General features: G+C 61.5%; 19 protein-coding genes. 12 read left to right on the top strand and 7 right to left on the bottom strand.

What is annotated here, in order from left to right; all coding sequences use genetic code 11:
• Window positions 1-6: 6 nt before the first annotated feature.
• Both PCOSP_RS08115 and PCOSP_RS08110 read left to right on the top strand, forming a co-directional pair.
• Complete coding sequence (locus PCOSP_RS08115) at window positions 7-2,166, top strand: type I secretion system permease/ATPase (RefSeq protein ID WP_241802092.1); 2,160 nt, start codon at window positions 7-9, stop codon at window positions 2,164-2,166.
• A gap of 208 nt (window positions 2,167-2,374) precedes the next feature.
• Window positions 2,375-3,739, top strand: coding sequence for an HlyD family type I secretion periplasmic adaptor subunit (locus PCOSP_RS08110; RefSeq protein WP_139650384.1), 1,365 nt, complete (start codon window positions 2,375-2,377; stop codon window positions 3,737-3,739).
• 116 nt (window positions 3,740-3,855) lie between these two features.
• Here PCOSP_RS08110 and PCOSP_RS08105 read toward each other — a convergent pair whose 3' ends face one another.
• Both PCOSP_RS08105 and PCOSP_RS08100 read right to left on the bottom strand, forming a co-directional pair.
• Window positions 3,856-4,449 (bottom strand): tRNA-uridine aminocarboxypropyltransferase, encoded by a 594-nt coding sequence (locus PCOSP_RS08105; protein ID WP_175386975.1) that lies wholly within the window; start codon window positions 4,447-4,449, stop codon window positions 3,856-3,858.
• 7 nt (window positions 4,450-4,456) lie between these two features.
• On the bottom strand, window positions 4,457-5,350 hold the full coding sequence (locus PCOSP_RS08100) for a LysR family transcriptional regulator (protein WP_139650386.1): 894 nt from the start codon (window positions 5,348-5,350) through the stop codon (window positions 4,457-4,459).
• A 334-nt stretch (window positions 5,351-5,684) separates the two neighbouring features.
• On the opposite strand from PCOSP_RS08100, the gene speB reads away from it, so the two are divergent.
• From speB to PCOSP_RS08080, 4 genes are all read left to right on the top strand, one after another.
• Complete coding sequence (gene speB / locus PCOSP_RS08095) at window positions 5,685-6,635, top strand: agmatinase (RefSeq protein ID WP_024779101.1); 951 nt, start codon at window positions 5,685-5,687, stop codon at window positions 6,633-6,635.
• A 9-nt stretch (window positions 6,636-6,644) separates the two neighbouring features.
• Window positions 6,645-7,052 (top strand): YybH family protein, encoded by a 408-nt coding sequence (locus PCOSP_RS08090; RefSeq protein WP_464710807.1) that lies wholly within the window; start codon window positions 6,645-6,647, stop codon window positions 7,050-7,052.
• Between the two features lie 49 nt (window positions 7,053-7,101).
• Window positions 7,102-8,652, top strand: a complete 1,551-nt coding sequence (locus PCOSP_RS08085; RefSeq protein WP_464711895.1) for a purine-cytosine permease family protein — start codon at window positions 7,102-7,104, stop codon at window positions 8,650-8,652.
• A gap of 139 nt (window positions 8,653-8,791) precedes the next feature.
• Window positions 8,792-10,180 (top strand): sodium:solute symporter family protein, encoded by a 1,389-nt coding sequence (locus PCOSP_RS08080; RefSeq protein WP_175362480.1) that lies wholly within the window; start codon window positions 8,792-8,794, stop codon window positions 10,178-10,180.
• Window positions 10,181-10,304: 124 nt separating this feature from the next.
• Here PCOSP_RS08080 and PCOSP_RS08075 read toward each other — a convergent pair whose 3' ends face one another.
• Window positions 10,305-10,433, bottom strand: coding sequence for a PA1414 family protein (locus PCOSP_RS08075; RefSeq protein ID WP_256222727.1), 129 nt, complete (start codon window positions 10,431-10,433; stop codon window positions 10,305-10,307).
• A gap of 139 nt (window positions 10,434-10,572) precedes the next feature.
• Complete coding sequence (gene ptrR / locus PCOSP_RS08070; RefSeq protein WP_175362481.1) at window positions 10,573-11,466, bottom strand: putrescine utilization regulator PtrR; 894 nt, start codon at window positions 11,464-11,466, stop codon at window positions 10,573-10,575.
• Window positions 11,467-11,568: 102 nt separating this feature from the next.
• Here ptrR and PCOSP_RS08065 point away from each other — a divergent pair, with 102 nt between their 5' ends.
• Window positions 11,569-12,735, top strand: a complete 1,167-nt coding sequence (locus PCOSP_RS08065) for an MFS transporter (protein ID WP_175362482.1) — start codon at window positions 11,569-11,571, stop codon at window positions 12,733-12,735.
• Here PCOSP_RS08065 and PCOSP_RS08060 read toward each other — a convergent pair whose 3' ends face one another.
• Together PCOSP_RS08060 and PCOSP_RS08055 are read right to left on the bottom strand one after the other, a co-directional pair.
• On the bottom strand, window positions 12,736-14,190 hold the full coding sequence (locus tag PCOSP_RS08060; protein WP_139650392.1) for an NCS1 family nucleobase:cation symporter-1: 1,455 nt from the start codon (window positions 14,188-14,190) through the stop codon (window positions 12,736-12,738).
• Window positions 14,191-14,651: 461 nt separating this feature from the next.
• The gene (locus PCOSP_RS08055; RefSeq protein WP_139650393.1) at window positions 14,652-15,488 is read right to left on the bottom strand and encodes a CvfB family protein; all 837 of its coding nucleotides are present in this window, start codon (window positions 15,486-15,488) and stop codon (window positions 14,652-14,654) included.
• 338 nt (window positions 15,489-15,826) lie between these two features.
• On the opposite strand from PCOSP_RS08055, the gene PCOSP_RS08050 reads away from it, so the two are divergent.
• The 3 genes from PCOSP_RS08050 (at window position 15,827) to PCOSP_RS08040 (ending at window position 17,883) form a co-directional block, all read left to right on the top strand.
• Window positions 15,827-16,015, top strand: coding sequence for a hypothetical protein (locus tag PCOSP_RS08050; RefSeq protein ID WP_016702300.1), 189 nt, complete (start codon window positions 15,827-15,829; stop codon window positions 16,013-16,015).
• A 203-nt stretch (window positions 16,016-16,218) separates the two neighbouring features.
• Entirely contained in the window at window positions 16,219-16,935 is a 717-nt protein-coding gene (locus PCOSP_RS08045) for a TorF family putative porin (protein ID WP_464710805.1), read from the top strand.
• A gap of 81 nt (window positions 16,936-17,016) precedes the next feature.
• Entirely contained in the window at window positions 17,017-17,883 is an 867-nt protein-coding gene (locus PCOSP_RS08040; protein WP_464710804.1) for a DUF6279 family lipoprotein, read from the top strand.
• A gap of 139 nt (window positions 17,884-18,022) precedes the next feature.
• On the opposite strand, the gene PCOSP_RS08035 is transcribed toward PCOSP_RS08040, so the two are convergent.
• Window positions 18,023-18,415, bottom strand: coding sequence for a hypothetical protein (locus PCOSP_RS08035; RefSeq protein ID WP_047701703.1), 393 nt, complete (start codon window positions 18,413-18,415; stop codon window positions 18,023-18,025).
• A 174-nt stretch (window positions 18,416-18,589) separates the two neighbouring features.
• On the opposite strand from PCOSP_RS08035, the gene PCOSP_RS08030 reads away from it, so the two are divergent.
• A complete protein-coding gene (locus PCOSP_RS08030; protein WP_464710802.1) occupies window positions 18,590-19,321 on the top strand; it encodes a DUF899 domain-containing protein in 732 nt (243 codons plus the stop codon).
• Between the two features lie 314 nt (window positions 19,322-19,635).
• On the top strand, window positions 19,636-19,950 hold the full coding sequence (locus PCOSP_RS08025; protein ID WP_464710801.1) for a hypothetical protein: 315 nt from the start codon (window positions 19,636-19,638) through the stop codon (window positions 19,948-19,950).
• Window positions 19,951-20,319 lie beyond the last annotated feature (369 nt).

Below are 20,319 nucleotides of genomic sequence, written 5' to 3'. Positions count from 1 at the left end.
ATCGATGTGACCAGCATGGAACCCGCTATCCCCGGCGCCGACCCGCGCCTGAGCTTCGATGACCCTCTGCTGGATGGTCTGTTGATCCTCTGCAAACTCCATGGCGCGACGGTCAGCCGCGCCAGCCTGAGCGCCGGGCTCCCAATGGCGCACCAACGGCTGAGCCTGGACCTGCTGCCTCGTGCAGCGGCCCGGGCCGGTTTGCAGGCGCGGCTGCTACGCCGTGGCCTGACCGAGATTTCACCGCTCAATCTGCCGGTGATGCTGATCCTGGCGGGCGGTCGTTGCGCGGTCTTGCGACGCTGGCACGAGGACGGCCGGGCACTGATCCTGCCCTGCGAAGCCGACGGCGGCGAGCAATGGGTCGGCCGCGATGAACTGATCACCGACTACAGTGGCCAGGCGCTATTCGCCCGGCCACGCCATGAACTTGAAGACCTGCGTTCGCCCCTGGTACCACGGGTCGAAGCGTGGTTTCGCGACACCTTGAAACTGTCCCGCTGGCTGTACAGCGATGCGATCCTGGCGAGTCTGCTCATCAACCTGCTGGGGCTGATGGTGCCGTTGTTCGTCATGCAGACCTACGATCGCGTGGTGCCGAACCAGGCCACATCGACCCTGTGGGTGTTGGCCGTGGGACTGTTGATCGGCACCGGCTTCGAACTGGTGCTGCGGGTGGTGCGCGCCCACCTGCTGGACAGCGCCGGCAAGAAAACCGACGTGATTCTCTCCGCCACCCTGTTCGAACGCATCACCGGCATGGCGATGAAGGCCCGGCCGGTGACCATCGGCGGGTTCGCCCAGAGCATCCATGACTTCCAGGGCCTGCGGGAATTCCTCACCGCCGTGACCCTCACCAGCCTGATCGACCTGCCCTTTGCCATGCTGATGCTGCTGGTGATCGGCTTGCTGGGGGGCTGGCTGGTGGTCATTCCGGTGGTGGCGTTCCCGATCACGGTGATCTTCGCGATGATCATCCAGGTGCGCCTGCGCGACACCGTACAAAAAAGCCTGGCTCTGGGAGCCCAGCGCCAGGCCTTGCTGATCGAAACCCTCGGCGGCCTGGAAACCCTCAAGGCCTGCAGCGCGGAAAGCGAGCGCCAGCACCAATGGGAAAGCACCCATGGCGCCCTCACCCGCCTGGACAGCCACGCACGCAGCCTCTCAGCGCTGGCGACCAACGGCACCCTGTTCCTGCAACAACTGGCCGGCATGACCACCATCGTCGCCGGGGTCTACAGCATCATCGCCGGCAACCTCAGTGTCGGTGCGCTGGTGGCGTCCTATATGCTGGGCAGCCGGGTCCTGGCGCCACTGGGGCAGATCGCCGGGTTGATCACCCGTTACCAGCAGGCCCAACTCACCATGCGCAGCACCGACGCCCTGATGGCATTGCCCCAGGAACGCGATGCCAAGCAGCGGCCCCTGGACCGCACCCAATTGCAAGGTGCGCTGGACGTCCAAGGCGTGACGTTCCACTACAACGACCAGAGCACACCGGCGCTGTCGAGCGCGAGTTTCCATCTCAAGGCCGGCGAACGGGTCGGGATCATCGGTCGCAGCGGCTCGGGCAAGAGCACCCTGGCGCGTCTGGTGATGGGATTCTATGAACCGCAGGAGGGCCAGTTGCTGCTCGACGGTCTGGACCTGCGGCAACTGGACATTGCCGACCTGCGCCAACAGATCGGCTATGTTGCCCATGACCTGCCGCTGCTGGCTGGCAGCCTGCGCGATAACCTGACCCTCGGCGCCCGCTACATCAGCGATGCCCGCATGCTCGAGGTGGCGGAACTGACCGGCGTCAGCGAACTGGCCCGCCAACATCCCCAGGGCTTCGACCGCCCGGTGGGAGAACGCGGCCAACTGCTCTCCGGCGGCCAGCGCCAGGCTGTGCTGCTGGCCCGAGCCCTGCTGCTCGATCCACCGATCCTGCTGTTGGACGAACCCACCAGCGCCATGGACAACAGCAGCGAAGACGCCTTGCGACAAAAACTCCACACCCACATACAAGGCAAGACCTTGCTGCTGGTCACCCATCGCACCTCGATGCTGAGCCTGGTGGATCGCCTGGTGGTGCTGGACAACGGCCGGATCGTCGCGGACGGGCCTAAAGAAGTGGTGATCGATGCGCTGCGCAAGGGGCGGGTGGGTTCCGGAACGGCCTAGCAAGCACCACCGAATCTTTGTGGCGAGGGGATTTAGCGAAACGTCGCACCGCCCCGCTGGGCTGCAAAGCAGCCCCAAACCAGTCAACTCAATCTGTCTGGCACACCGAGGTGTCAGGTTTAGGGCCGCTGCGCAGCCCAGCGGGGATAAATCCCCTCGCCACAAAAGCCGTGCCCAGCATTACTTCACTTAACCGACGGGTATCCCCATGTCTGCCCAAACATCCGATCAAGCCGCCCGAAGCTACTTCGGCAGTTTCAGCAAAAGTGCCGAAAGCGAGTTCATGCCGGAAACCGCCGGTGCGGCGCTGCAGGATTCACCCCGCCGATCCCGCGTCACCGTATGGCTGGCCGCCGGGCTGATCGTCACCGCACTGGTCTGGGCGAAACTGGCGATTCTGCAGGAAGTGACCACCGGCGAGGGCAAGGCGATCCCCTCGAGCAAGGTCCAGGTGATCCAGAACCTGGAGGGCGGCATCGTCACCGAGATTTTTGTCCGCGAAGGCCAGATGGTGAACAAGGGCGACACCCTGCTGCGCCTGGACGATACGCGGTATCGGTCGAACAAGGGCGAGAGCGAGGCCGACCGCTATGCCTTGATGGCCCAGGTCCAGCGCCTGTCGGCGGAAGCCGAGGGGCGGCCGTTCCAGGTATCGGCCGAGGTGACCGCCAACGCTCCGCAAGTGGCCGAGGACGAGCGCTCGCTGTATGAGCAACGACAACGGCGCCTGGCCAGCGAACAGCGGACCCTGACCGAACAACTGCGGCAGAAGACCCAGGAGCTGGCGGAGTTTCGTTCCAAGCAAGGCCAGTTCAGTTCCAGCCTGGCCCTGCTGCAAGAGGAAATGAACATGTCCGCGCCGCTGGTGAGCACCGGGGCGGTATCACCGGTGGAAATCCTGCGGCTCAAGCGCAGCGCGGTGGAGATCCGCGGCTCGCTCAACGCCACCACCCTGGCGATTCCGCGGGCGGAATCGGCAATCAACGAAATCAAGAGCAAGATCGACGAATCGGAACAGACGTTCCGCTCCGACGCGGCCAAGGAGCTCAACGAGAAACGCACGGACCTGTCGAAGATCACCGCGTCGAGCATCGCCATCGACGACCGCGTGACCCGCACCACCGTGGTTTCGCCGGTGCATGGGGTGATCAAGCAGCTCAAGGTCAACACCATCGGCGGCGTGGTGCAGCCAGGCAGCGACATGGTGGAAATCGTGCCCATGGAGGACAACCTGCTGATCGAAGCCAAGGTCCGTCCACAGGACGTTGCCTTCCTCAATCCGGGCCAGAAAGCCATGGTCAAGTTCAGCGCCTACGACTACACGATCTACGGCGGACTCAGCGCCCGGCTCGAACTGATCGGCGCCGACACCATCACCGACGACAAGGGCAACAGCTTCTACCTGATCCAGGTGCGCACCGATAAGAACCATTTAGGTGGCGACACCAAACCGCTGCTGATCATTCCGGGGATGGTGGCGACGGTGGACATTATTACCGGGGAGAAAAGTGTGCTGGATTACCTGCTCAAGCCAGTGTTGAAGGCGCGGACCGAGGCGATGCGCGAGCGGTAATGGCCTGATCGTTCCCACGCTCTGCGTCGGCACGCATCCTGTGACGCTCTGCGTCACGCTTGGGAGGACGCTGAGCGTCCCTGGCGGCATTCCCACGCGGAGCGTGGGAACGATCATCAGTGGGTGTGATTACGCTGGTAAGTCTCCTCCCCCATCGCCGCGATCTGTCCCTCGATCAACGCCTCGAACGGTCTGAGCAACGGCTCGAAACTCATCGGCGCTTCCAGTACCTGCAACGCCTGGACAATCGCCTCCACCGTCGACAACGCCCCAGGCCCTGGAGCCTTGCGCAAGCGGTAACGGGACACCCCACCGTTGGCCAGCGTCACCCGCGGCAACGCCGCCAGCAAAGGATTGAGGTGCAGCAACTTGCGCGCCTTGCGCCAGGTGCCGTCCGGCACGACCAATAGCAGCGGATCATCGGACGGCCCATAGGCCTGCATCGGCTGCGCCTCCTCGCCGGGAAACAGCAGGCAGGCCCGATAACCCGGTCGATTGAGCAACGCAGGCAGATGCTCGAACACTTCGCCCACGATCAACTCGGCATTGTTGAGCCCCAGGGCCGCCAGCCGGGCGGTGTTCAAGGCGTGGTTCACTTCGCTGGGATGTTGCAGCAACAGGACCCGGGTGCGGCTGTCGAGACTGGGGATCAGCGGACACAGGCAATGGCTTTGCGGCCTGTGGCAGCGCGGGCAGTGGATTCTGGACATTGTCACCTCAGGCCTGGTGGAGCTGCGCTTTAAGCAGATCGCGGAAAGTCTGGATCAGCGGCTCGCGGCTGCGGCCCCGGCGCATGATCATCGAAAACGGCGCCTGATAACCGAACGTGGCCGGCAGCAGCACCCGCAAGTCGCCCTTGTCGACCCAGGCCTGGGCGTAATGCTCGGGTAAATAACCGACGTAGGCGCCAGACAAGACCAGGATCAGTTGCGCCTCCATACTCTCCACCGTCGCGGCGCTGTGCTTGAAGCCGTGGCGGGCCAGCTCGGCCTGGCTCCAATAACCGCGCCCGACCATGCGCTGCTGGGTGATGAGCTGTTCAGGGATACGCCGTTCATTGAACAGCGGGTGGCGATTACTGCAGTACAACCAATGTTGCTCGCGGTACAGCGGCATATAGACCAACCCGCTCATGCGCGTGGAAAACGCACCGATGGCCAGGTCCAGGCGGTTGTCCTGCACGCCGAGTTGCAGTTCGTAAGGGCTCATGACCGACAAGTGCAGGTGCACCGCCGGGTGCTCAAGGCTGTAGGCGCCAATGACTTCGGCGAACGGCAGGGCCTTGTCGCTGACGGTGGAATCGATCACCCCCAGGTTCAACGTGCCGCGCAATTCACCCTTCAGGGCTGCGGCGTACTGCTCGAAACCTTCGAGCTCGCCCAACAGGCGCAGGGTTTCCTGATGGAACAACTCACCCTTGCTGGTCAGGCTGAACCCGCCCCGACCGCGATGACACAGCACCAGGCCCAAAGCCGACTCAAGCTGGCTCATGTAAGTGCTGATGGCCGATGTAGAGAGATTGAGTTCGTGCTGGGCATTGGCAAATCCCTGGTGCCGGACCACGCTGACGAAAATGCGCAGCAGTTTCAGGTCGGGTAGAGCGTTGGTCATTGGGGGTTCTCCATACCGGCGTTCACTGCAAAACCTTGTGGCGAGGGGATTTATCCCCGCTGGGGCTGCGAAGCGGCCCTAAATCCTGACGCCTCGGTGTAACGGGCAAATTGAGTTGACTCTTTTTAGGGCCGCTTCGCGCCCCAGCGGGGATAAATCCCCTCGCCACAGGGTATCCATCAGGGCCAGCCTTTTCTGGACTGGAGTCTATCGCCCCGCGCCGCATTAGTTTAGAAAAATCTGAACTAAGTATTTGCCCCCAGCGATTCTTCGCGGCCACGGCTTTTCGCAGAATCGGCCCCTGATAACTAAAACAAACGATGAGGCCCTACCCGTGGACAAGATTCTTCACCAACCACTGGGCGGCAACGAAATGCCGCGCTTCGGCGGCATCGCCACCATGATGCGACTTCCCCATGTACCTACTGCCGCCGGGCTGGACGCTGCGTTCGTCGGCGTACCGCTGGACATCGGCACCTCCCTGCGCGCCGGCACCCGTTTCGGGCCCCGGGAGATCCGCGCCGAATCCGTGATGATCCGCCCCTACAACATGGCCACCGGTGCCGCACCGTTCGACTCGCTGTCGGTCGCCGACATCGGCGATGTGGCGATCAACACCTTCAACCTGCTGGACGCCGTGCGGATCATCGAGGAGTCGTACCACAAGATCCTCGAACACAATGTCATCCCGCTGACCCTGGGCGGCGACCACACCATCACCCTGCCGATCCTGCGGGCCATCCACAAGAAGCACGGCAAGGTCGGCCTGGTGCACATCGACGCCCATGCCGATGTGAACGACCACATGTTCGGCGAGAAAATCGCCCATGGCACCACCTTCCGCCGCGCCGTCGAAGAAGGCTTGCTCGATTGCGACCGCGTGGTGCAGATCGGCCTGCGGGCCCAGGGCTACACCGCCGATGACTTCAACTGGAGCCGCCGTCAGGGCTTTCGTGTGGTTCAGGCCGAAGAGTGCTGGCACCATTCCCTGGCACCGCTGATGGCCGAAGTGCGCGAGAAAGTCGGCGGCGGCCCGGTGTACCTGAGCTTCGACATCGACGGCATCGACCCGGCCTGGGCCCCCGGCACCGGCACCCCGGAAATCGGCGGCCTGACCACCATCCAGGCCATCGAAATCGTGCGCGGCTGCCAGGGCCTTGACCTGGTCGGTTGCGATTTGGTGGAAGTCTCGCCACCGTACGACACCACCGGCAACACCTCGCTGCTGGGCGCCAACCTGCTGTACGAGATGCTCTGCGTACTGCCCGGCGTGGCCCATCGCTGAGGTGTCGTCATGAACGAACGAGATCAAGTACTCAGGGCCGCCGCGGAGCTGGTGTCGGCCTTCGCTCGCAACGATCGTGACGCCTACTTCGGCGCGTTCACCGTTGATGCAAGCTTCGTGTTCCACACCCTCGAACAGCCCCTGCTGTCTCGCGACGCCTACCAGGTGTTGTGGGACCGCTGGCGGTCCGAGGACGGTTTCGAGGTGCTCTCGTGCACCTCGAGCAACGCCTTCGTCAGCCTGCAAGGAGACGTGGCGGTTTTTATCCATGACGTGGCCACCGAGCTGCGCATGCTAGGGGAGCGACACTTTAGCCAGGAGCGCGAGACCATTGTGTTTCGCCAAGAACAACAAGGCCTATGGCTGGCCTGTCACGAACATTTGTCCGCAATGCCGGAAGGGCTGCCAATCCCTTAGCAACAGGTGACACCCGCACACGACGGGCGCGCCTTTATGATCGGAGCAGATCATGCATAACAATAACGACAACAGCCTTACGCAAATCGAAACCAACGGAGTCGAACAGATTCCGGACCACGAACGAACCGCCGGCCCGGGGGATCTGTTTCGCCTGATCTTCGGCGGCGCCAATACCTTCGCCACCGCCGTGCTCGGCAGTTTCCCGGTGCTGTTCGGCCTCTCGTTCCAGGCAGGGGCCTGGGCGATCGTGCTGGGCGTGCTGGTGGGTTCGATCATCCTCGCCCCCATGGGCCTGTTCGGTCCGCTCAACGGGACCAACAACGCCGTGTCTTCCGGCGCGCACTTCGGCGTACATGGGCGGATCGTCGGTTCGTTCCTGTCGCTGCTGACGGCCATCGCGTTCTTCTCGCTGTCCGTCTGGAGTTCGGGGGACGCGCTGATCGGTGGCGCCAAGCGGTTGATCGGCGTGCCAGAAACCGACTTGAGCCTGGGCCTCGCCTACGGCCTGTTCGCCCTGCTGGTGCTGACGGTGTGCATCTATGGCTTCCGCTTCATGCTGTGGGTCAACCGCATCGCCGTGTGGGCCGCCAGCCTGCTGTTCCTGCTGGGCATCGCCGCCTTCGCGCCGGCCTTCGACAGCCAGTTCGCCGGCACCGTCGGTCTCGGCCAGCCGGGTTTCTGGGCAGCCTTCATCGGCGCGGCGCTGGTGGCCATGAGCAACCCGATCTCCTTCGGCGCGTTCCTTGGCGACTGGTCGCGCTACATCCCGCGCCATACCCCCAAGCGTCGCATCATGGCGGCGGTGATCGCCGCGCAACTGGCGACGCTGATTCCGTTCCTGTTCGGCCTCGCCACCGCCACCATCGTGGCGATCAAGGCACCGGACTACATCGCGGCGAATAACTACGTGGGCGGGCTACTGGCTGTGTCGCCGACGTGGTTCTTCCTGCCGGTGTGCCTGATTGCAGTGATCGGTGGCATGTCCACCGGCACCACGTCGCTGTATGGCACCGGGTTGGACATGTCCAGCGTATTTCCCCGGGTGCTGTCGCGAGTCAAGGCGACGCTGTTGATTGGCGTGCTGTCGATTGCCTTCATCTTCATCGGGCGCTTCGCGGCGAACCTGGTGCAGAGCGTGTCGACCTTCGCCGTGCTGATCATCACCTGCACCACCCCGTGGATGGTGATCATGATCATCGGCCTGCTGGTGCGACGCGGCTTCTACTGCCCGGATGACCTGCAAGTGTTCACCCGGGGCGAAACCGGCGGTCGCTACTGGTTCAGCCACGGCTGGAACTGGCGTGGCCTGGGGGCCTGGATCCCCAGCGCGCTGGTCGGGCTGTGCTTCGTCAACCTGCCGGGGCAGTTCGTCGGCCCGCTGGGCGAACTGGCCGGCGGCATCGACATCAGCCTGCCGGTGACCCTGGGCCTGGCTTCGGTGGTGTACCTGGTGTTGCTCGGGATGTTCCCGGAACCGAAGGCGGTGTATGGGCCGGATGATCCGCGTAACAAGAGCCAGCCGAGCGCTGACCCTGTGGCGAGGGGATTTATCCCCGCTGGAGCTCGCAGCGGTCCCAACCCTGACCCCTCGGTGTAACAGACAGATCAAGTTGACTGCCTTTGGGGCCGCTCCGCAGCCCAGCGGGGCGGTGCGACGGGTCGCTGAATCCCCTCGCCACAAAGGCAGTACACGCCCCGACTTCACTATAAAAAAAGACAATCGGAGACACGCCATCATGGCTTTGGATTTAATCGTCGTTCTCATCTACGCCGCCGGCATGATCGCCCTCGGCTGGTACGGCATGCGCCGCGCCAAAACCCGTGACGACTACCTGGTCGCCGGGCGCAACCTCGGCCCGGGCTTCTACCTGGGCACCATGGCCGCCACCGTACTGGGCGGTGCGTCCACCATTGGCACCGTGCGCCTGGGCTATGTCCACGGAATTTCCGGGTTCTGGCTGTGCGGCGCCATCGGCCTGGGAATCGTCGGCCTGAGCCTGTTCCTGGCCAAGCCGTTGCTCAAGCTGAAGATCTACACCGTTACCCAGGTATTGGAGCGCCGCTACAACCCGGCCGCACGCCACGCCAGTGCGTTGATCATGCTGGTTTACGCACTGATGATCGGTGCCACCTCGACCATCGCCATTGGCACCGTCATGCAGGTGCTATTCGGCCTGCCCTTCTGGGCTTCCATCCTGGTGGGCGGCGGCGTGGTGGTGCTGTATTCCACCATCGGCGGCATGTGGTCGCTGACCCTCACCGACATCGTGCAGTTCCTGATCATGACCGTCGGCCTGGTGTTCCTGCTGATGCCGATGTCCATCATGGACGCCGGCGGCTGGGATGCGATGGTGGCAAAACTGCCGGCCAGCTACTTCGATTTCACCGCGATCGGCTGGGACACCATCATCACTTACTTCCTGATCTACTTCTTCGGCATCTTCATCGGCCAGGATATCTGGCAGCGGGTGTTCACTGCCCGCAGCGAAGGCGTGGCCAAAGTGGCCGGCACTGCTGCCGGTTTGTATTGCGTGCTGTACGGCCTGGCCGGCGCGCTGATCGGCATGGCGGCCAAGGTGTTGCTGCCGGACCTTGCCAACGTCAACAACGCCTTCGCCAGCGTGGTCCAGACCAGCCTGCCCAGCGGCATTCGCGGGCTGGTGGTCGCCGCCGCCCTGGCGGCGCTGATGTCCACCGCCGCGGCGGGCCTGCTCGCGGCCTCGACCACCGTGGTCCAGGATCTGCTGCCCCGTCTGCGCCAAGGTCGGGAAAACACCAGCGGCGACGCCCATGAAAACCGCATCGCGACCCTGTTGATGGGCGTGGTGGTGTTGGGCATCGCTCTGGTGGTCAGCGACGTGATCAGCGCCCTGACCCTGGCCTACAACCTGTTGGTGGGCGGCATGCTGATTCCGCTGATCGGCGCCATCTACTGGAAACGCGCCACCACGGCGGGGGCGATCACCAGCATGTCCCTGGGCTTCCTGACGGCTCTGTTCTTCATGCTCAAGGATGGCCTGGACGCCAACACGCCGATCTATTACAGCCTGGGCGTGGCGCTGGTGAGCTTTGTGGTGGTCAGTCTCTTGTCGCCACGCCCGAACGTGGTGGCGAAGATGGTTTGATAGTCGGTAAACGACTGTGGGAGCGAGCCTGCTCGCGATGGCAGCGTATCAGCGAATATTCATGCTGCTGATACAACGCCTTCGCGAGCAGGCTCGCTCCCACAAGAAACGACCTGACGGGTAATCAGCGACGACGCGGCTGGCGGCGGCGTTGCTCGTCATCGGTGCGGATCGGTATCGGCTGCATGGGCGGTTCGATCAGGCCGAGCGCGACACCCAAGTCGTGAAGCCAGTTCTGGATTTTCTCTTTCATCGTGGTGCCCCCTCAGGGTCATGCGAGCGGCAGATTTCTGTGGCCCCTTCGCGTTGATAATAGTCCGATGTGCTGCGCAATGCTCGTCTCTGTTTGCAATGATCTGTTACTGAATTGATCCAAATCCCACACCCGTAGTTCAAGCCGATTGGGCCGTCGCCTCGGGCATCCGCGGCCAGGCCTGTTGCTGCAACTCGATCCAGGCATTCAGGTTGGCCCCGACCATGCCTTTGCGCCACATCAGCCAGGTCGTGGCGCTGGCGAACGGCTCGGCCAGTGGGTGCACAGCCACCCGCTCGCGACCCGGCATGCTGGCCAGCATTGACTCGGACAACAACGCCACCCCGGACCCGGCGATCACGCACGCCAGCATCCCCTGGTAAGACTCGATCTCCATCGCCCGGCCCATGGTTGCATGATCATGGGCAAACCAGGCTTCCAAGCGCATGCGGTACGAACAACCCCGGCGAAAGGTGAACACCGAACGGCCCTGGACGTCCAGCGCACTGCGCACCGGCGGATGATCGGCCTCGGTAATCACCACCAATCGCTCGTCGCACAACGGCACGCCGTCAAGCCCGGCCAGTTCCAGCGGGCCATCCACCAGCGCCGCATCGAGCCGCCCGGTGAGCAAGCCCTCGAGCAATTCGCCGCTGGGCCCGGATTGCACTTGCAGGTTCACCGCCGGATACGCCCGGTGATAACTGGCCAGCAGGTCCGGCAGATGAATCGCCGCCGTGCTGTACATGGTGCCCAGCACAAACTCCCCGGCCGGTTGCCCACCCTGCACGGCCGCATGGGCCTCGTCGTGCAAGGCAAAGAGCTTGGCCGCATAGTCCAACAGGACTTTTCCCGCAGGCGATAGCTGCAAGCGCTGACGCTCCCGCAGGAAAAGATCCACGCCCAATTGCTCTTCGAGCTGCTTGAGCCGGGTCGAAAGATTCGACGGTACCCGGTGCAGACGCTCGGCGGCGCGGGTGATGGACCCTTCCTCGGCCACGGCCTGGAAAATCCGCAACTGGCTGAACTCCACGACATTCTCCAAAAAGGAACAAGTTACTCACTATTATTCATTTTTAATGAAAGTCAATCGGTTCTAGCCTGACGGTCATTCGCCTCAATGTGGAGAACGACCATGTCGCCCCTTGTTCGCCTGCTCGCCAGCTTCATCGCCTTGATGATGGCCATGGGCATCGGCCGCTTCGCCCTTACGCCTCAGTTACCTCATCTCATCGGCGAAGGTCAGATCGACTTGACCGCCGCCGGTCTGATTGCCGCCGCCAACTACCTGGGTTATTTCCTCGGTGCATTGGACGCCATGTTCGCCCGTCGCCCGGAACAGGTACGCCGCCGCTTGCTCGGCGGCCTGTGGCTGTGCGTGCTGCTGACCTTGGCGTCGTTCTGGGCCTGGGGCTTCTGGCCGCACCTTGCACTGCGCTTCGGCACGGGCGTAGCGAGTGCGTGGGTGTTGGTGATGATCACGGCCTTGAGCCAACCCTTGGCAGCCGCGGCGGGACGGCCACGACTGGGCGCGCTGGTATTTGCCGGACCGGGGTTGGGGATTTTTCTCACAGGCCTGCTGGCCTTGGGTTCGAACCTGTTGGGCCAGACGTCCGCCACGCTGTGGCTGGTGTATGCCGGTGTGGCCCTGGCGATGCTGCTGGTGGTGCTGCCGATCCTGCCGCAACCCGCCGCAGCCGTGACCGTTGCGCCGCCGGCCGGCTCATCGTCGAACCGTGGCATTGCCCGGCTCGGCGTGGTGTACGCCTTGTACGGCGTGGGCTACATCATCCCCGCCACGTTCCTGTCGCAAATGGCCTCGGCGCAATTCCATGGCCAATGGCAGGCCGACCTGTTCTGGCCCTGCTTCGGTCTGGCCGCCGCCCTCGGTGTGCTACTGGTGAGCCTGCGCCGACCGGCTCCAAACAGCACCGGCCGCTGGTTGATCGGCACGTTATGGCTGCAGGCCGCCGGAGTGTTCGCCTGTTTGCTGGGCAGCGGGCCGGGGCTGGCGCTGGGGGTCATCCTGTGTGGCACGCCGTTCCTGGCGTGCATGCAACTGGTGATGCTGCGCTCCCGGGAACTGGCCCCCCATGCCACCCAGCGCAACGCCGGGCTGTTGACCGCCTGCTTTGCCGTGGGCCAACTCAGCGGACCGTTGCTGGCGGCGCTGAGCAGCCACTTCAGCGGAGGCCTGCAACCGGCACTGATCGTTGCCGGCTGCGGCCTGGTGCTGGCCGGTGGGTTGTTGCTACCGCGCCGGAGCGCGGTAAACCCTTGTGCCCAAACCGTCCTGCGTTGATCAGGACTGGCCAACCGAACTGAACGATGGGCTCGGTTGCGCGGCCGGCTCACGCCGCGCCAGGGCAAAATACAACACCCCGCCGAGGAAGCAGCCGGTGAACCAGGCAAAGTTGGCCATCGGTTGCAACAGCGGCGTGAAGGTGATCGCCACGCCCATCAGCGTCGCCGGCACCAACGCCTTGACCGCCGTCCAGTTGATACCGCCGCTGTAGTAATAGCGCCCACTCGGGCCGTCATTGAACAGCGCATCGACGTCAATCGACTGCTTTTTGATCAGGTAGAAGTCCACCAGCAGAATCCCGAACAACGGACCGATGAAGGCTGCCAGCACATCCAGGGTGTAATGGATCACTTCAGGATTGTTGAACAGGTTCCAGGGCGTGATGAAAATCGACGCCAGCGCAGCGATCATGCCACCGGCACGCCAGCTGATCTTGCTGGGTGCGACGTTGGCAAAGTCGAAGGCCGGCGAGACGAAGTTGGCGACAATATTGATGCCGACGGTGGCCGTCACGAAGGCAAAGGCCCCGAGCAACACCGCCACATCGTTGTCGATGCGCGCCACGGTGGCGATCGGGTCATGGAGCATTTCGCCGAACACCGGCAAGGTCCCGGAAACAATCACCACGGTGACCAATGAGAACGCCAGGAAATTCACCGGTAGCCCCCAGAAATTACCCCGGCGCACGTCAGACATGCTTCGGCAGTAGCGACTGAAATCGCCGAAATTAAGGGTCGGCCCGGAAAAATATGACACCACCAGCGCCGTCGCCACGATCACCTGACCGAACGCCTGCCAGCCGGACAGGGATTTTTCCGCCAGCGTAAAGCTGATGTTGCTCCAACCGGCCTTCCACACTATCCAACCGGCCAGCAGAAACATCACGGCATAGACCACTGGCCCCGCCCAATCGATGAAACGGCGGATCGACTCCATGCCCGTCCAGAACACCAGCGCCTGGACGAACCACAGGCTGAGGAAACCAAACCAACCCAGGTAGGACAAACCGGCAAAATGCGGCGTCGCATACACTTCCATTGTGGGAAAGAACCGCAGCACCACGATGATCAGCGCACTGGACGCCAGGTACGTCTGAATGCCGTACCACGCGACGGCAATCAAGCCGCGAATCACCGCCGGGATGTTCGCCCCAAACACGCCGAACGCCAGCCGACAGATCACCGGATACGGCACCGCCGCCTGCTGGCTAGGCTTGGCCACCAGGTTGGCGATCACCTGCACGATGCAAATCCCGCCCAATAACGCGATCAACACCTGCCAACTCGCCAACCCCAATGCGAACAGACTGGCGGCGAACACATAGCCACCGACGCTGTGCACATCACTCATCCAGAACGCGAAAATGTTGTACCAATTCCATTTCTGCGGCAGCGGGCCCAAGTCTTCGTTATAGAGGCGGGGGCTGTAGCCGTTGGGCAATTGCTCGGACATCGCGGGGCTCCTTATGAGTACCGCCGTGCCCCCGGGATGACTTGCTCACCATACTGCGCACGGGAGCCGGCATGGTTTGTATACGAAGCGCTACGCAGAATGCGTGCCATAGGCGTGGAATATGAGACAAACAGCGGTGTTTGGCAGGGTTTGATGGGCGGACAGGAAGGGACATATGCCCACGAACAGGGCGCGGATGCATGCTAAAGGTGCAGAATTTTGTATACAGCCAGATCAAAGAGTCCGACTCAGCTCTTGTGGCGAGGGGATTTAGCGACCCGTCGCACCGCCCCGCTGGGCTGCAAAGCAGCCCCAACACAGCCAAGTTCTTCTGCCTGGCACACTGAGGTGTCAGGTTTTAGGGCCGCTTCGTAGCCCAGCGGGGCGGTGCGACGGGTCGCTAAATCCCCTCGCCACAAAAGCATCTTTTTTCCACACAAATTCTGTTGTCGGCTGAAAGATCAGCTCAACTCAATGCGATCCGCATGAATGACAATCTGCCCATTCTTGTACAGCGCACCAATGGCTTTCTTGAAGTTGCCCTTGCTCACGCCAAACAGGCTGCTGATCAGCGCCGGATCGCTCTTGTCGCTGACCGGTAGGGTGCCGTTATTGTCACGCAACTTGGCGAGGATCTTGGCATTCAGGCTGGTGGCGGCTTCCTGGCCCACCGGTTGCAGGCTCAGGCTGATCTTGCCGTCTGCGCGGACTTCCTTGATGTAACCTTTTTCCTGCTTGCCTGGGCGCAGGAACTTGAAGACTTCGTTCTTGTGGATAAGTCCCCAGTGGCGGTTATTGATGATCGCCTTGAAGCCCATGTCGGTGGCCTCGGCAACCAGCAGATCCACTTCCTGCCCCGGCGTGTAGTTGGCCGGCGTCTTGTCCAGGTAACGGTCCAGGCGCGCCGTGGCGGTGATGCGGCGGGTGTGCTTGTCGAGGTAGACGTGCACCACACAATAATCCCCGGCAGTCATCTGGCGTTTCTCTTCCGAGAACGGCAGCAGCAGATCCTTGGGCAGGCCCCAGTCGAGGAACACACCGATGCTGTTGACTTCAACCACTTTCAGGCTGGCGAATTCACCGACCTGGACTTTGGGCTTTTCCGTGGTCGCGATCAGTTTGTCGTCGCTGTCCAGGTAAATAAAAACATTGAGCCAATCTTCATCTTCGCTGGGAATATCCTTGGGGATATAACGATTGGGCAAGAGGATTTCGCCGTCCGCACCACCGTCCAGATATAAACCGAAGTTCGTGTGTTTAACCACTTGCAAACTGTTGTAGCGCCCGACTAAAGCCATTTCCGAATACCCTCATTGCGTGGGCGGCATTCTACCCGGTTTTACGGCGCGATTCGTGACCGACGGGAAAGCGCCCGTCCCGGCCTCGATTTTCCAGCGTTTTACCTGTGAAGCGGCCATTCGTCAGGCAGACGCCGCTCGGTGCGGCCGATCCGCACAGACCGCCCGGCGTTATATTTCCCGCTCGGTTGTTATTTAAAACAGTGGCTTAGGGCATTGATTGGGGCTTAAATCCGCCAATCGTCCAGTCTCATCCAGATCAATCAGCGGGATATGAGCCAAGCAAGGGTCATGTATTTCCTGTACGATGCCTGGCCCAATTAATTATCGACAGGTTAATGGCCGCCATGCGTGTAAAAGCATCCAACAGCAAAGCAAAGCCAGCTCCAGCCGTTGAAACCAGCGAATCGATCAACGACCAGATCGCTGCGTTCCTCAAGTCCGGCGGTGAAATCCAGCAAATCGCCAAAGGCGTCAGCGGCCAGACATTCGGCCCGTCCAAGCAAATCAGCCTGGGCAAAAAGTAATCCCCGCATCACCTGGTCCCAAAGCGCTTTGAGCTTCGAAGCGCTTGGACTGGAACCTCCCCCGCCACACATCCCACTCGTAAAAATCGACGAACGGCCTTCACCGCCGGGTATTCGCCGGTATGCTTGCACCTCTCTAGCTCAAGTGTTCTAGCTCAAGTGTCCGAGCTTGTCCTGCTCCTCGCTAATTCACGGAGTGAAGCATGCGTATCCCCATTGCCCTGCTGAGCATCAGCCTGCTGGCCTGTCCGCCTGTCCACGGACAGATCTTCCAGCGCGAACTCGGCGACTTCGACCTCAAGCTCGGCACCAGCCCCAGCCGCAGCATGGCCCAAGGCCTCGTCACGCCTTCGAGCACCGGCTCGTTTCACGGTGGCCTGGACCTGAGTCACGACAGCGGCTGGTACTTTGGACAATGGTCACCCAGCGCCGGCCTGACCTCCTCCGCCGATCTCGAGGTGGATTCCTACATGGGGTTCAAGCATCCCTTCGACCAGACCCTTGGCTACGAAGTCGGCATGATCCACTACAGCTACCCCACCGTCGACACCCTCGACAGCCAGGAGCTCTATGGTGGCCTGACCGTGCTCGGCAGCCGTTTCGGCGCCGCCCTGAGCAACGATCCAGACAAACAGAACAGCACGCTGTTCGCCGACCTGGGCGGTAACGTGCCGTTCGGCATCGGCGTCAGCGCCAAATACACCACCCATCAGCTCAACACACCGGTTTCGGTCGAGAACGGCTATGTAGGCAGTTTCAGCGACTGGTCGTTGAAAATTTCCCGTCCGTGGCGCGGCATCGATCTGGACCTGATCTACAGCGACTCCAGCCTCAGCGGCAGCAGCTGTTCGGCCTACTCCGGCCATAACAGCGAATGCGACGGCCTGCTGACCCTGAAGATGGCCCATCCGTTTTACTAAGGGTTACGTATTCAATCGGCTGAACTGCCGCGCGCCTGCCATGCTCAAACAAAACACCGATGGCTTCGCAAGGACTCGCTCATGTCGCGCCGGCTTACACGCACCGTCACGTTTATCGCCTTCCTGCTGTTGCTCACAGCCTGTACCCGCATCGGCCTGGCCTACCGCAACCTCGACCTGATCATCCCCTGGACCCTCAACGACTACCTGGAGATCAACGGCGAGCAAAAAGACTGGTTCAACGAACGCCTCAAGGAGCACCTGAGCTGGCACTGCACCACGCAACTGCCCGGTTACCTCGATTGGCTGGACCGCTTGAAGACCATGGTCCAGACCGACCAGGTGACCGATGAAGCCCTGCAACAGCGTACCGAGGAAGCCAAGGCCGCCATTGCCGAAACCGCTCGGGAAATCACGCCATCAGCCATCGAGTTGCTGCAAGGTCTGAACGACGAACAAGTCGACGACATGGACGCCGCATTCACCAAGGACCAGCGCAAGCGCCAGCAGGAATACCTCAAGCCGTCGCTGCAACAGCAGATCCAGGAACGCAGCGAGCGCATGGAAAAACGCCTGAACGACTGGCTCGGCCCCCTCAACATCGCCCAACGCCAGCGCGTGGTGGCCTGGTCCACCGCCCTGGGCGACCAGAACCAGCAATGGATCGCCAACCGCGCCCACTGGCAAAACCAGTTCAGCGCCGCCGTGGCCCAGCGCCACGCCCCCGACTTTCCGAAACGCATCGAGCAACTGCTGGTCAACCGCGAAAGCCTCTGGACCCCGGCCTACCGCGAGGCCTACAACAACACCGAAGCCCAGGCCCGCAGCCTGCTGGTAGACCTGATGGCCGACAGCACCCCGCCCCAGCGCGAACGGCTGCTGAAGAAGATCGACGGGGTGAAGAAAGATTTCAGTGATTTGAAGTGCCTGAAAGGCGCAAAAAGCTGAACGAACAAGCTCTCAAAAACACTGAGACCCCATGTGGGAGCGAGCCTGCTCGCGATAGCGGAGTGTCATCCTGCATACATGGCGACTGACACACCGCTATCGCGAGCAGGCTCGCTCCCACAAATGTTGTGTACAACCCTCAGGCAATCTGCGCCTTCGAAGCCAGATCATCAAAGGTAAACTCATCCAGCGCATCCTCCTGCTCATCCAACACCTGGCGCGGATGATCATTACCAGGAATGCTGCTGTCGATCAGGCTCAACAAGCGCGAACCCCGTACCGTCAGCACGAAATTCTCGCCATTGCCGCCCTCTTCCTCCGGCCGAGGCTCAATGAAGCCACGCTCCAGCAGCAACTTCTCATACTCCCCGGCGACCGCCTTCAGATGATCGAGATTCTCTATCTCCTCGCCTGCGGCCGCCTTCGCCGCCGCGTACTGCTCCGCATAAGGCCGAGGGGTAAAACTGTGGCCGGCGCCGTTCTGCACTTCGTGCAACAACCGTTCGATCAAGTCCCAGTTATAAGTCGTCATCCTGGTCCATCCTCCAAAGAGTGAGATGTCTACTCAAGTTGTGACCGAGGCGCCACGCCACCGTTCAGCCAGGCTTCCAGGCGGACCGTCGCGCCAACCGACCAACGGTCTGTCGAATTCATCCAGGGCCAGACGACCACTGGTTGAAACGCCCTGCCTCCAGGAGAAATCACCATGAACGTAGAGAATCATCCAGTCGTCTCGCGGGAAGAATGGCTCAAGGCCCGCCAACAACACCTGGCCCACGAAAAAGCCTTCACCCGCGAACGGGACAAACTCAGCGCCGAACGCCGCGCCCTGCCCTGGGTCAAGATCGACAAGCCCTACCGCTTCCAGGGGCCTGACGGCGAACTCAGCCTGGCCGACCTGTTCGGCGGCCGCAGCCAACTGATCGTCTACCACTTCATGTTCGGCCCCGGTTGGACAGAAGGCTGCCAAGGCTGTTCCTTCCTCTCCGACCACATCGACGGCGCCAACCAACACCTGGCCCACCACGACGTCGCCGTAGTAGCCGTCTCCCGCGCGCCGTTCGCCGAATTCCAGCCATTCAAACGCCGCATGGGCTGGGCCTTCGACTGGGTCTCCTCAAACGGTTGCGACTTCAACTACGACTTCGGCGTCAGCTTCAAAGCCGAAGACACCGCCGCCGGTAAAGCCACCTACAACTACGAAAAAACCGACACCGCCGAAGGCGAACTCCCAGGCCTGAGCGTCTTCTATCGCAACGAAGCTGGCGAGATCTTCCACACCTACTCAACCTACGCGCGAGGTCTGGACATGCTGGTCGGCACTTACCAATACCTCGACCTGGCGCCCAAGGGGCGTAATGAGGACGAGATCATGGATTGGGTGCGACATCATGATAAGTACGAGGACGCCAAGCCCAACGGGTGCTGCCACGGTTGATGCAGAGCATTCACCTACCGCCCAGTCGAGCAAAGCTCCCTGTGACGAGGGGGCTTGCTCCTGCTCGACCGAACAGCAGACGCGCGGTCACCCGTTTCGCATTGGCTAACCAGATCAGAGGCTGGGTGCGCTCGTAACAAGAATGCGCTGCTGAGGCTGTGTGGTGTCATAGACCTGCAGTTCACAGCCCTGACCCACAAACTGAAACTCCGCCAGATAAACCTTACCTTTCTCCGGCGTGAACTTGGTGTTGATCGGACCACAGCGGTAGCCATGGTTGATACTCTCACCGCTGGCGTAACCCGATACCTCGAATGGCTGATCGGGTCAGCTTGTACTTCCAACTGAGGGAAGTGCTTCAAGGTCGCGCTGTGAGTCGCTTCGTTAAGCTTGGCTATCCAGCCAAACACTTTGCCGCGACCGGAATCCACTACGATTCCCTGCACATCCAGGCGCTGGTCGGGATCCGTTGCGCGTCTGATCGAAAACTCCACTGGGACGACGTTGCCGGTCGCTTTCATGATGACCTTGGCGTGTTGGGCGTCGGCGGTCACTTTGTTTTGCTGGAGTTGGATGCCGTTGTTGAGCAGGGTTGGGGAAGAATCTCGGACGTTGGATTTGCAGCCTAGTAGCGACAAGATCAGGCTCAACATAAGCAGTGTGGTTTTTTTCATTAATGCTCCTAACACGTTATTAATAGTTAAATAAAAGCAGAGAGAGCCACACTCAATCGCATCCTCTCGATAATGTATAGATTAAACCTAATGAATCCACGCTATGATGCAGGGATAGTTGAGAACACCTCAGAGTCAGAAACAGGCCACACTTGAAAGTCGAGCCGTTTTTTCAGTCAACACTTCCAACATCTAACCCCAACAAAAATCAGGTGAAACACTATAAACAACCCCGACAGAATCGAGAATATTTCTAACCCGCAAAACTTCCTCAGCCCGCCCAGAAAAAACAAGGAACTCACCTTCCTGAAGAGCCTTTCTAGA

It is taken from the genome of Pseudomonas sp. MAFF 730105, from assembly GCF_055380705.1.
The sequence above is the reverse complement of the archived record's forward strand: the minus strand, read 5'-3'. Positions and strand labels throughout refer to the sequence as shown.